Genomic DNA, 12,106 nt, shown 5'->3' with positions numbered 1-12,106 from the left:
GTCGCGGGCCTCCCACAGCTCGCGCAGCACTGCGAGGCTGCGCCGACTCGTGATCTTCCCGGCTCCGGGCAGGGAACGCCACCGGTCCGGCTTGGGTGTCGTCGGCGGCATCCCCATCACGTGGTCGAACTCCTGCAGCGCCCACTCCCAGCGGTCGAGGTCGTGGAGCGTGTGGGACAGACGCCGGTAGAGCTCGGTGAGGAGCTCGACGTCGAGCGCCGCGTAGCGCAGCCAGTCCGGCGGGAGGGGCGCACGGACCAGTCGGAGGCCTGGTGGTCCTTGACCAGGGCCAGACCCAGGACCTGCTCGCACACGGCGGCGAGACCGAAGTGGTCCATGCCCACGAGTTTGGCGGCGACCTCGGTGTCGAAGAGGGAGGGGGGAGTGAGCCCCACCTGGGAGAGGTTGGGGAGGTCCTGCTCGGCGTCGTGCAGCAGCCAGACCTGGTCCACCCCCGGGGTGAGGACCGACAGGTCCGGCAGCGCATGGGTGTCGATGAGGAAGGTGCCCACGTCCTCGCGACGGACCTGCACCAGCCAGGGCTCGGTCCCGTAGCGGAACCCCTGGGCGCGTTCCACGTCCAATGCCACGGGTTGCGTGCCCGTCGTCAGGGCGCGGGCCGCCTCCGACAGCGCCTCCGGGGTGTCGATGACCGCTGGGATCCCTCCCCTGGGGCCGGTCACGAGCACAGGGGAGTCCGAGTCGCCACGGGGGAGACCGTCGCGATTGTCGATGAGCATGTATCAGGCCTCTTCGAGGTAGCGCTGGGGGATGATGCCGGCCGTGCGGCACAGCAGGTCTGACCAGGCGACCAGGTGGGCCCCGAGGTCGGGCGTCACTGGCGTCCACGAGGCCCGAAGCTCCACATGGAGTGTCGAGCCGCGCAGCTCCAGTCCGCCGAAGGCCTCGGAGAGCTCACGGGTGACCGTCCCGGTCATGTCATGGTATCCGGCCCCCGCCTCGTCCAGGCAGTCGTGCGCCCAGTTCCACACGGCCTCGCCCAGGAGTGGGTCGTTGCCCATCTCGGGATCGATCTGCGATCTCAGCTGGGCCACCAGCCGGAACTGACCGTTCCACCCGATCTGTTCCTCGGGGTCGTGGAGGACCACCAGGCGCCCGGAGGCGAGGGGCTGGCCGTGCTCCTCACGTGTGGTGCGCATCGCGAGCGCAGCCGTCCACGGCGCGAGCCGCTCGGGCGGGGGGACCTCCTCCAGGAGGACCGCCGGGGTGCGTGCGGCGTCGCGCAGGCTGAGGAGGGCTGTGACGAAGTCCTCGGGGACTGCGTGGTCGGTCACGTGACCCACACTACGTTCGCCCACCCCCTCCACCCTCCGACCACGCCGGTGTGCGGCGAGTTCCCGCCCCCGGGGCCACTTGCGTGCGTTGCCGGGCACGGGTTCGCACACGCGACGGGCCACGGTCCACACCGGTGGGGCGCGCCCCGGGACGTTACCCTCAGGGGAGTGGCCCTGCGGGACCGGCAGGGCGGACGAGGACGGGGAGGATCGTCATGGGACTCGATCCCTTGGATGTCGAATTCGTGGACGCGGCGACGGTGGAGCAGACGCTGGCCGCAGCCGGGATCGATCCACCGATCGAGCAGACCGCCGCGTGGGCGGCGGTGGACGCCATGGACCCGGACCGCAGGACCTGGGGGCACTGCCTGGTGCGCCGCTCGGGGGAACCCGTCGCGGTCCTCACCCTCACGGAGCTGGTCACCCACCGCATGCGCTTCCTCTGGGCGCGACATGCACCGGTGTGGCTCACCACCCCGACCGCACAGGACGAGGCCGAACTGGTCGAGCTGCTCGCCGCGGAACTCCACGCGAAGGAGCCGGGTGCGGTCCACCTGCGCCTGGACCTGCTCAGCCGTCCCGAGGGGACGTACCCCCCCACCGGGATCATCGCCTACGACCACACCGTCGTCATCGACACGTCCCTGCCGGGTGACCCGGCGACCACCTCCGAGGAGGAGGCCACCGACGCGGTCCTCTCCCGCTTCAAGTCCCGTGGGCGCCGCGACGTGCGCAAGGCGGTGCGTGAGTCGGGACTCGAGTGGGCCGACGAGACCGAGGCGGGGGCATCGGACTTCGACGAGTACCACGCGCTCATGGTCGACACGGCCGAGCGTGACGGTTTCGTCCCCTGGGCCTCGGAGATGTACCGCGACATGATCGCCGGCCTCGGCCCCGACCACTGCCGGCTCTACACCGGCCGGGTCGACGGCGCCCTGCAGTGCTGGTCCATCGTCACCGTGTCCGGTCGACTGGCCGCGCGGTACTACGCGGCCTCCGCGACCTCGGCGATGCACCGCAGGGCCTCCGACCGGCTCGTCCTCTTCGAGTGCGTCGACCTGGCCCGCAGGGGCATCACCCGCTACGACCTCATGGGCATCGGCTCCGAGGCCGTGCCCGAGCTCAACGGTCTCAACGAGTTCAAGACGAAGTTCTCCAAGGAGGTCGTCGAGGTCGCCAGCGCACGCGAGCGTCCCCTGCGGCCACTGGCGTACCGGGCCTACGTCGAGCTCCGCTCGGTGGCCTCGACCCTGCGGGGTCGCGACCGCTCCTGACGGGGTGCGCCGTCCCGGGGCGCCCCGTCCCGGGACATCCCGTCCCGGGATACCCGCTCCCGGGACACCCCGTCCGGCCCAGGGCCCACCCGGAGTCGCGTCGGTCCCGACGCGACGGGGGATCACAACCAGTCGCGCTTCCTGAAGGTCGAGTAGAGGACGACGGTGGAGACCACGACCAACCCGATCGAGACACACAGCCCCGCCCAGGTCCCGTAGCCGGGGAACAGCACGTTCTGGCCGAACCACCCGGTGATCAGCGTGGGCACCGCGATGATCGCCGCCCACCCGGCGAGTTTCTTCATCACCGTGTTGAGACGCCAGTCCATGAGGGACATCTGCGTCTCCACCATGAAGGCCACCATGTCGCGCAGGGAGTCGGCCCACTCACTGGCCCGCAGGACGTGGTCGTAGAGATCCCCCCACCACGGTGCCATCTCGGCGGAGACGACCTCCGGGTGCCGCTGGATGCCGGTGACGACCTCGCGCATCGGCACCACCACCCGCCGCAGGGTGACCAGTTCCTTGCGCAGTCCGTAGACCCGCAGGATGAAGGAGTCGTCCGTGTGGTGCTGGCCGAGCAGGAGGTCCTCCAGGTCCTCCGCCTCGTCGTCGAGCTCCTGGATGGTGTCGAAGTGCTCGTCGACGATGACGTCCAGCAGACCGTGCAGCAGGGCGCCGATCCCCCTGCGGGTGAGCCCGGGGTCCGCGTCCCAGCGCCGCAGGACCTCGTCCATGCTCCAGCGCGGCTCCAGGCGGATCGTCACGAGCACGGTGCTCGTCGCGATCGCGGAGACGGGGGACTTCACCAGGTGGTGGCCCCCGGGGGAGTCGTCAACACTGCGGTCGGCCTCACGGGAGACGGCGTGGGTCGTCACGTAGATCCAGTCGGGGTGCTGGACCACCTTGGGCCGTTCGTGCCGGCCCAGGAGGTCCTCCAGGGCCGTCGGCGGCAGTCCGAGCTTGCCGATCACGGCCTGGAGGTCGGTGAGGCTGGGGGAGAGCAGGTCGATCCACACCAGGGCCGAGGGGTCCCCGACGACCTTCGTCAGGTCGGAGGGAGGGACGTCCTCCTGGGAGAGTGACCCGTTCCTCCACACGCGGGTCGCCGTCAGGGACTCGATCCTCGTCTCAGTCATCCCTGCGATTCTCCCATCCGATGACGCGCACCGCCTCCCCGCCGTCCCCGGAGGGGAACGACGCGAGCAGGCCTCCGCCGCGCCCCGACGGTCTGCCCTCGGTGGTCGTGTCCCACACGGACCCGGCAGGGTCGAGGTCCCCGGGCAGCGCCCTGCCCGCCAGGTCGAGGACGAGGGCGACGTCGGAGTCCACGACGACGAGGACGTCCCCGTCGCGGACCGCACGCTGGCGGCGACCCGAGCGCACCCCCGGCAACGCCCTGCGCAGTGCGACGAGTGTCCGGTACCAGTCGAGCAGGGCGGCGCACCGCGGCTGCTCCCGCTCGCTGCGGTCGAGGACGCACGCCTCCAGTGTCGCCCGGGAGGTCGGGTCGGGGACCTCGCCCTGCCACCCGTGGGCACCGAACTCCGCGGCACGGCCCTCTCGGACCGTGCGGGCACGCTCGGGCGTGTCCTGGTCGGCGAAGAAACGGAAGGGTCGGCGCGTGCCCCACTCCTCACCCTGGAAGAGCATCGGCGTGAAGGGGCCGAGCAGGACCACCGCGGCGGCGGCCGCCAGCTGCGCGTCGTCGAGGTGCTCGGAGGGACGGTCCCCCCGCGCGCGGTTGCCCACCTGGTCGTGGTCCTGGGAGTAGACGACGAAGCGGCGCCGGTCGAAGTCACGGGGAACGGGCGCGCCCCAGGTCCGTCCCCGGAAGCTCGACCAGGTGCCGTTGTGGTGGAAGACGTCCTCCAGGGTGCGACGCAGGGCCTGCGGGTCGGCGAAGTCCGCGTAGTACCCCTGGGTCTCCCCGGTCAGGGCCACGTGGAGTGCGTGGTGGACGTCGTCGGCCCACTGCGCGTCCATGCCGGTCCCGTCGGCCTCCAGGGCGGTGACCATCCGGACGTCGTTGAGGTCCGACTCGGCCACCAGGGTCAGTGTGCGTCCCGAGATCTCCTCCCACCCGGGCACGAGTCCAGCCAGCTCCTGGAGAAGGTGAGTGTCGGAGTCGTCGTGGATCGCGTGGACCGCGTCCAGGCGCAGGACGTCGACGTGCATGTCGACCAGCCAGTGGCGGCACACGTCCAGGAGGAAGCGCCTCTGCTCGTGGGAGTCGGGGCCGTCCAGGTCGAAGCCGGGCCCCAGGGTGTCTGGTGGCGGTCGGTGTAGTAGGGCCCGAATCGGGAGAGGTGGTTGCCCCAGGCACCCAGGTGGTTGAGGACGACGTCCAGGCACACCGACAACCCGCGCGCGTGGGCGGCGTCGACGAACCGGACGAGCGCCTCCGGCCCGCCGTAGGCCCGGTGGACGGCGAAGAGGTCGACCCCGTCGTAGCCCCACCCGAACTCTCCGGAGAACTGCGCCAGCGGCATGAGCTCCACGACGTCGACCCCCAGGTCGACCAGGTCGTCGAGTCCGTCGATGGCACTGGTGAGGGTGCCCCCGGGGGTGAAGGTGACGACGTGGAGTTCGTAGAAGACCCCACCGAGGACCTCACGGTCGGGGGAGGGCACCCACTGGTGGTCCGCCGCCGTCCAGGTGCGCGACGGTCCGTCGACCCCGTGGGGCTGCCAACGGGACCGGGGATCCGGGAAGGGGCCCTCCCCGTCGGGGGAGAACCAGTAGTCCGTCCCCGGTGGCAGGTCCGGTCCCCGCCACCATCCGTGGGCACCGGGGGACATGGGGACCCGCTGTCCGTCCCCCGGGGTGACCAGTTCGACGCCCCGCGCGGCGGGCGCCCACACCCGTGTGGGGAGCGTCCGGCTCATTCGTCCTCCTCCGGCTTCGTGTCGACGGCCTCCAGCACCACCACGGGATCCGTGCCGAGCAGTCCGGCCAGACGCACCGGGCCGCCCTCGTGGATGCGGCCCCCCAGGATGTCGCGCCAGCGCCCGGCGGGCAGGACCACCGTGTGTTCCTCCCAGCCCCCGATGTCGGCGAGGGTGCGGGGCAGGCGGGTGGCGACGGTGACGGCGCGGGGACCGGTGTGGTCGCCGCGGGCGAAGGCGATGGCGTGCCCCGAGGAGGTGGGCAGGGCGGCGTAGGTCGACTCCGGGGAGACGAAGGCCCACTTCTCGCGCTGGCGCAGGTGCGCGACGGCGCTGGTCAGACGCAGCTTCTCGGCGTCGAGTCCCGCCACCTGCCCCTCGTGGACCCCCTTCAGGAGTCCGACGAGGGCCTCGAAGTCGACCGGCCTGCGGTTGTCGGGATCCACCAGGGAGGTGCGGGTGACCTCGCTGCCCTGGTACACGTCCGCCACCCCCGGCACGGTCATCTGGAGGGCCTTCGTCACCAGGATGCAGGTGCGCTGGGCGGCGGCGGTGCGCGTGTGCCAGGCGTCGAGGAGGCTGATGACGGCGTCGTCGGCCAGGCAGGTCGTGGCGAAGCCCATCAGCTCCTCCTCGCGCTCCAGGTCGGGGGAGGTCCACGAGGTCCAGGTCTTCTGCTCACGCGCCGCCTTGGTGAGGTACTCCACCAGACGGGAGGAGGTCATCGGGTCGGTGGTGGTCCAGGTCGCCGCCAGCGTCTGCCACAGGAGGTTCTCCGTGCGCCCGTCGAGCTGACCGGGCCTGCGGGGTTCGGTGACGAAACGGAGCTCCTGGACCAGGGCCGCTCACTCCAGCGGGTAGCAGGTGAAGGCCGCGAGCCGGGCACGCACGTCCTCGCCCCGCTTGGAGTCGTGGGTCGTGCCGGCCGTCATGGTGGCCGGCCAGTTCTCCTGGAGCTGGGACTCGAAGGCGTGGAAGGCGTCCAGGTCCAGTCCGAACCGGTCCGGGGCGCCGCCCACCTCGGTGAGCGACACGAGGTGCGTCCACCGGTAGAACGCCGTGTCCTCCACGCCCTTGGCCATGACGGCGCCGCAGACCTGCTGGAAGCGCACGACGACCTCGGCGCGTCGGTCGTCCCGGCTGGACAGGCCCGCGGAGCCGACCTCGTCACCCAGGACGAGGGCGACGAGGACGTCGAGGGTGTCCTCGAGGTCCGGGTCGAGTCCCAGGAAGGCCCGCTTGCGGGCCTCGGTGAGCACCTCGCGGCTCGACTGCGGGGTGGAGGCGCCGGGGACGACATAGGCACGGTACCGGTCCATCTCGACGATGAGCGCGCGCAGGCACTCCACGATGGAACGGAAGGTGTGGTCGCGCAGGCGCAGGTCGCGCTGGCAGATCTCCCACACGAGGTTGGCCAGGCGGCGCACCTCCGCGGAAAGGGAGGTGTCGATGACGTCGCGCTTGGCGGTGGCCACCACGCGGGGCAGGGACGAGGGCGAGTCCCCGGCCAGTTCCTGCATGACCGCACCCATCGGCATGGCCGCCGCCGGGTCCACCTGGAGGGAGTGGATGCGCCAGGAGGTGTCGTAGCCCGTGGTGCCGCACACGGCCCAGTCCGCGGGCAGCATCTCGTCCTCGCCCAGGATCTTCTCCGCAGCTGTCCACGCACCCCCGGTGCGGTCCCACAGGTGCTGGAAGTACCCGCGGGGGTCCGCCAGCCCGTCGGGGTGGTCGACCCGGAAGGAGTCGATGTGCCCGTGGTCGAAGAGGTCGAAGAGCAGGGCGTGGGTCGCGTCGAAGACCTCGGGCCGCTCCACACGGATCCCGGCGAGGGTGTCCACGTCGAAGAACCGGCGGTAATTGAGCTCCTCGTCGCCCACCTTCCAGTGGGCCAGGCGGTAGGTCTGGCGCTCCAGCAGCACGTGCATCGGCAGGGACTCCGAACCCTCGGCCACGGGGAAGACGTGGTCGTAGTAGCGCAGGACCCACTGCTCGCCCACCTCGGGCTCGGTGGGGACGACCATCCGGGTGAGCTCCAGCTCGCCGCGTGTCAGGACCTGGCCGATGCGCGCGCCGAGAACGGGCATGAGGACCTGCTCCCCGTCCTCGACGTCGAACCAGCGGGCATAGGGGGACTTCGCGCCGAGCTTGAGCACGGACCACATGGCGCGGTTCTGCCACACGGGCGTGGGCACGGCCATGTGGTTGGGGACGATGTCGACCACCACGTGCAGCCCCAGTGCGTGGGCACGCGCGGAGAAGGCCTCGAATGCCTCCCGTCCACCGAGCTCGGCGTTGACGTGTGTGTGGTCCACGACGTCGTAGCCGTGCCGGGACCCCGGGACGGGCTGGAGGATCGGGGAGAGGTAGACGTCGGTGACCCCGAGGTCGACGAGGTAGGGGAGGACGCCTGCGGCGTCGCCGAAGGTGAAGTCGGGGGTCAGCTGGAGCCGGTAGGTGGTCAGCGGCGTGTGCCTGCCGATGTGGGGCATGTGGGGGTGCGGGTCCGCCATGGTCACTTCCCCAACGGGTTGACGAGGATCATCGCGGTGCGGGCCTGCACGTGCACCGTCTCCCCCGAGAGGTGACCGCTGCGGTCCTCGTCGTCGGCGGTGTTGACCACGGTGTTCCAGACCTTGCCGTAGACGGGGGCCGGGAGGACGAAGTTGACCTCCTCGGGCGCGGCGTTGACGAGGAGCAGGAAGTCGTCGTCGACGATCCGCTCACCGAAGCGGTCGGGCTCGCCGATGGCGGATCCGTTGTAGAAAACCATGGCCGCCCGGGCCCAGGGCTGGTTCCACTCCTCCTCGGTCATGTGGGTCCCGCCGGGGGTGAACCACTCGACCTCGCCGAGGTCGGACTCGCCGCCGCGGGCGGGGGCGCCCTTGAAGAAGCGGCGGCGACGCATGACGGGGTGCTCGCGTCTGAGGTGGATGAGGCGGCGGGAGAACTCGAGCAGCTCCTGCTGGGCGGGGTTGAGGCCCCAGTCCATCCAGGCGATGGGGTTGTCCTGGCAGTAGGTGTTGTTGTTGCCCTGCTGGGTGCGGCCGAACTCGTCCCCGTGGAGGATCATCGGCACGCCCTGGCTGAAGATCATCGTCGTGAGGAAGTTGCGCTGCTGGCGGGCCCTCAGGGCGATGATCCCGGGGTCCTCGGTGGGCCCCTCGACCCCGCAGTTCCAGGAGCGGTTGTTGGACTCCCCGTCCTTGTTGTCCTCGCCGTTGGCCTCGTTGTGCTTGTCGTTGTAGGAGACGAGGTCGCGCATCGTGAAGCCGTCGTGGGCGGTGACGAAGTTGATGGAGGCCACCGGCTTGCGTCCGGTGTGCTCGTAGAGGTCCGCCGAGCCCGCCAGGCGCGAGGCGAACTGGGGGAGGGAGGAGAACTCGCCGCGCCAGAAGTCGCGCACGGTGTCGCGGTAGCGCCCGTTCCACTCCGACCACAGCGGGGGGAACCCGCCCACCTGGTAGCCGTCGGCCCCCACGTCCCACGGCTCGGCGATGAGCTTCACCTGGGAGATGATCGGGTCCTGGTGGATGAGGTCGAAGAAGGCGGAGAGCCTGTCGACCTCCGCGAACTGTCGGGCGAGGGTGGAGGCGAGGTCGAAGCGGAAGCCGTCCACGTGCATCTCGGTGACCCAGTAGCGCAGGGAGTCCATGATCAGCTGGAGCACGTGGGGGCTGCTCATCAACAGGGAGTTGCCCGTGCCGGTGGTGTCGAAGTAGTGCTGGCGGTCCCCCTCGACCAGGCGGTAGTAGGACGCGTTGTCGATGCCCTTGAAGGAGAGCGTGGGGCCCATGTGGTTGCCCTCGGCGGTGTGGTTGTAGACCACGTCGAGGATCACCTCGAAGTCCGCGGCGTGGAGCGCCTTGACCATGGCCTTGAACTCCGTGACCTGCTCTCCCGTGGTGCCGGTGGCGGAGTAGGCGTTGTGCGGGGCGAAGAAGCCGATCGTGTTGTAGCCCCAGTAGTTCGACAGCCCGCGCTCCTGGAGGACGGGGTCGTTGACGAACTGGTGGACGGGCATGAGCTCCACGGTGGTGACGCCCAGCTTGCGGAGGTGGTCGATGACCACGGGGTGCGCCATGCCCGCGTAGGTCCCACGGAGCTTCTCGGGCACACCCGGGTGCTGCATCGTCATGCCGCGCAGGTGGGCCTCGTAGATGATCGACTCCGAGTAGTCGTGGCCCGGGGTGTGGTCGTGGCCCCAGTCGAAGTAGGGGTTGATGACCACGGCGACCATGTTGTCGTGCGCGGAGTCCTCGTGGTTCGGCTTGGTCGGGTCCTCGAAGTCGTAGGAGTAGAGCGTGTTGGAGGTCGTGATCTGGCCGTCGATGGCCTTCGCATAGGGGTCGAGCAGGAGCTTCGAGGGGTCGCACCTGTCGCCCGAGCCAGGGTCGAAGGGACCGTGGATGCGGTACCCGTACCGTTGTCCCGGTCCGATCTGGGGCAGGTAGACGTGCCAGACGAAGGCGTCGACCTCCGTCATCTCGACGCGCTGCTCGTTGCGCTCCGCGTCCAGGAGGCACAGCTCGACGCGCTCGGCGACGGAGGAGAAGAGGGCGAAGTTCGTGCCGGACCCGTCGAAGGTCGCTCCGAGTGGATAGGGATTGCCGGGCCATGTATGCATGTCATCAGGGTGCCACGGATGACCTCGTCGCACAGCCCGCCCGCGCGGCGGTGTCCCTGTTGCCGGGCGGTGGGGCAGGGCACGGCGGGACCTCAGTCGGGCACGGCGGGACCTCAGTCGGGCACGGCCCAGGCGAGGTCGTCGACGAGGGCGACGCGCAGGCGGTCCCCGACGCGCAGGGCCGGCGCGCGCGGCTCCGGTGGCGTGCGCGCCACGAGTGTGGCCTCGTCCGTCTCCACTTCGAGGTCGACGTGGTCCCCGCCGAAGCGCACGGAGAGCACCTGGGCGCGGTCTCCCTCGAGGTCTCGCGAGCCCGAGTCGTCGGCTCCCAGGATCCGGACGGCGTCGGCATGGGCGGTGACGATGCAGGTGCCGGGGGCTGACAGGTCCGCGGGACAGGGGATCCGGTGCTCCTGTCCGAGCAGGTCGACGACGGCCCTCGGGGGGTCACCCGGCAGGACGGCGCGCACACGGGCCCGCACCAGGTTGGGTGTGCCGGTGCGGGAGGCGACCCAGGTGCTGTCGGGTCGGTTCCAGATCCTCCAGGGCGTGTCCACCTGCACCAGCGATCCGCGGCGCATGACGGCGATCCGGTCCGCGACGGCGAGTGCCTCGGGAATGTCGTGGGTGACGAACACCGAGGCACACCGCAGGCGCCGGTGGACCGCCATGATCTCCCGGCGCAGGCCGTCGCGGGCCAGGGGGTCCACGTGCGCGAGCGGTTCGTCGAGGAGCAGGACGTGCGGCCGGCGCACCAGGGCGCGGGCCAGTGCCGTGCGCTGGGCCTGTCCGGCGGAGACCTCCCCGGGGAGGCGGTCGGCGATGGGCAGGAGGTCCAGCGTCGTGAGGGCCGTCCCCACCTCGTCCTCGGCAGCGAGGGCGTCCCGGGTCGCGTCCACCGCGAAGGCCACGTTCTCGCGCACCGTCAGGTGGGGCACCAGGGAGGGGGTGTCGAAGACGAGCGTGGTGGGACGGCGCTGGGGAGGGATGCGGGACTGGTCCCTGCCGGAGACGACCACGCGCCCCCTCACGGGGGCGGTGAGTCCGGCGATGGTCCTCAGGAGGGTCGTCTTCCCGCACCCCGAGGGGCCGATGAGGGCGACCATCTCACCGGGGGCGATGTCGAGGTCCACCCGGTCGAGGACCCGGCGGGTGCCGTGCCCGGTCGGCAGGTCGACGGTGAGGTCCTCCACGTGCAGCGTCCCGGTGCTCATGGGCGTGACATCCCTTCCAGTCGGGGCAGCAGGTGTCCGTGTGCAGCCTGCACCAGGGCGAGGAGGACCCCGGCGACAGCCGCCGTGAGGGTGGAGACCAGGAAGGTCTCGGGGCCCCGCGAGTGGTCGGTGAGGTCGAGGACACGGGTCACGACGAGGGCGGCGTCGGGCGAGGTGACGTAGGCGAGGGGCACCACGGCCACGAGGCAGCGGCCCAGTGTGGCGGCCGCGAGGGCCCCCAGGAGGAGACCCGTGGAGGGGAGCACCACGGAGAGGACCAGACGGGACTTCCCCGCCCCGGCGTCCCGCGCGGACTCCAGCACCGACCGGGGCACCGCATCCCACAGCGCCCCCAGCCCGACGTGCAGCACCGGCAGCGCGACGGTCATCAGCATGAGGACGATCCCCACCGAGCCGTCCGCCAGCGAGGCACCGCCCACCAGTGCGGGCAGACGCACCCCCAGGACGGTCGGGGGCACCCGGTAGGCGAGTGAGAACGCGATGCCGACGGTCGTCCCGGGCAGGACGGTCAACCACAGGACGAGGCGTCCGGCACCCCTGCGCGTGTGTCGACCGGAACGCACGGTCCACACGGTCGCCACCGCCAGGGGGAGGGCCAGGGCGCAGGCGGCGCCCGAGAGGAGGACCGTGGATGAGACCACACCGAGGGCATCGGCGAGGGCGTCCCCTCCCCGGGGCGCCGCGAGGGCCGTGGTCGCCCGGTGAGGACGTGCCCAGCGCGCACAGGGACGAGGCCACGTGGACGAGCGACGGAACACGGAGCACGCCGCCCCCCGGGGACCCCCGG

General features: G+C 71.1%; 9 protein-coding genes and 1 pseudogene. 1 reads left to right on the top strand and 9 read right to left on the bottom strand.

Annotation, left to right across the window (positions count from 1 at the left end):
* Both TA90_RS06635 and TA90_RS06630 read right to left on the bottom strand, forming a co-directional pair.
* Positions 1-740: pseudogene (locus TA90_RS06635) on the bottom strand (ribonuclease D); the annotation flags it as partial.
* A 3-nt stretch (positions 741-743) separates the two neighbouring features.
* Positions 744-1,295 (bottom strand): DUF3000 domain-containing protein, encoded by a 552-nt coding sequence (locus tag TA90_RS06630; RefSeq protein ID WP_043535274.1) that lies wholly within the window; start codon positions 1,293-1,295, stop codon positions 744-746.
* Between the two features lie 215 nt (positions 1,296-1,510).
* Between TA90_RS06630 and TA90_RS06625 the strand changes: the two genes are divergently transcribed.
* Complete coding sequence (locus TA90_RS06625) at positions 1,511-2,569, top strand: lipid II:glycine glycyltransferase FemX (RefSeq protein WP_043535273.1); 1,059 nt, start codon at positions 1,511-1,513, stop codon at positions 2,567-2,569.
* A gap of 122 nt (positions 2,570-2,691) precedes the next feature.
* Here TA90_RS06625 and TA90_RS06620 read toward each other — a convergent pair whose 3' ends face one another.
* From TA90_RS06620 to TA90_RS14585, 7 genes are all read right to left on the bottom strand, one after another.
* Positions 2,692-3,708, bottom strand: a complete 1,017-nt coding sequence (locus TA90_RS06620; RefSeq protein ID WP_043535271.1) for a magnesium transporter CorA family protein — start codon at positions 3,706-3,708, stop codon at positions 2,692-2,694.
* 915 nt (positions 3,709-4,623) lie between these two features.
* Positions 4,624-5,457 (bottom strand): alpha-amylase family glycosyl hydrolase, encoded by an 834-nt coding sequence (locus tag TA90_RS15055; protein ID WP_052450598.1) that lies wholly within the window; start codon positions 5,455-5,457, stop codon positions 4,624-4,626.
* Positions 5,454-6,182 (bottom strand): malto-oligosyltrehalose synthase, encoded by a 729-nt coding sequence (locus TA90_RS15520; protein ID WP_231550687.1) that lies wholly within the window; start codon positions 6,180-6,182, stop codon positions 5,454-5,456. Before TA90_RS15520 ends, TA90_RS15055 begins: the two co-directional genes overlap by 4 nt.
* A 120-nt stretch (positions 6,183-6,302) precedes the next feature.
* Complete coding sequence (treY, locus tag TA90_RS06610) at positions 6,303-7,970, bottom strand: malto-oligosyltrehalose synthase (RefSeq protein WP_231550686.1); 1,668 nt, start codon at positions 7,968-7,970, stop codon at positions 6,303-6,305.
* A gap of 2 nt (positions 7,971-7,972) precedes the next feature.
* Positions 7,973-10,084 carry a glycogen debranching protein GlgX gene (glgX, locus tag TA90_RS06605; protein ID WP_043535268.1) on the bottom strand — a complete coding sequence of 704 codons (2,112 nt, stop codon included), beginning with the start codon at positions 10,082-10,084 and terminating at the stop codon, positions 7,973-7,975.
* A gap of 113 nt (positions 10,085-10,197) precedes the next feature.
* Positions 10,198-11,298, bottom strand: coding sequence for an ABC transporter ATP-binding protein (locus TA90_RS06600; protein WP_052450597.1), 1,101 nt, complete (start codon positions 11,296-11,298; stop codon positions 10,198-10,200).
* A partial coding sequence (locus tag TA90_RS14585) for a hypothetical protein (RefSeq protein WP_222704606.1) occupies positions 11,295-12,106 on the bottom strand: 812 nt, incomplete at its 5' end. The genes TA90_RS06600 and TA90_RS14585, both read right to left, overlap by 4 nt.

This window comes from Actinomyces polynesiensis, from assembly GCF_000820725.1.
Taxonomy (GTDB): Bacteria; Actinomycetota; Actinomycetes; order Actinomycetales; family Actinomycetaceae; genus Pauljensenia; species Pauljensenia polynesiensis.
Note: the sequence above shows the minus strand (reverse complement) of the source record. Positions and strands in the feature narration are given on the sequence as shown.

Bases quoted from the DNA above. Each gene is read 5' to 3' on its own strand.
- TA90_RS06625 (WP_043535273.1), top strand. From the start codon at position 1,511: ATGGGACTCGATCCCTTGGATGTCGAATTCGTGGACGCGGCGACGGTG.
- TA90_RS06620 (WP_043535271.1), bottom strand. From the start codon at position 3,708: ATGACTGAGACGAGGATCGAGTCCCTGACGGCGACCCGCGTGTGGAGG.
- TA90_RS15055 (WP_052450598.1), bottom strand. From the start codon at position 5,457: ATGAGCCGGACGCTCCCCACACGGGTGTGGGCGCCCGCCGCGCGGGGC.
- TA90_RS15520 (WP_231550687.1), bottom strand. From the start codon at position 6,182: ATGACCTCCTCCCGTCTGGTGGAGTACCTCACCAAGGCGGCGCGTGAG.
- treY (WP_231550686.1), bottom strand. From the start codon at position 7,970: ATGGCGGACCCGCACCCCCACATGCCCCACATCGGCAGGCACACGCCG.
- glgX (WP_043535268.1), bottom strand. From the start codon at position 10,084: ATGCATACATGGCCCGGCAATCCCTATCCACTCGGAGCGACCTTCGAC.
- TA90_RS06600 (WP_052450597.1), bottom strand. From the start codon at position 11,298: ATGAGCACCGGGACGCTGCACGTGGAGGACCTCACCGTCGACCTGCCG.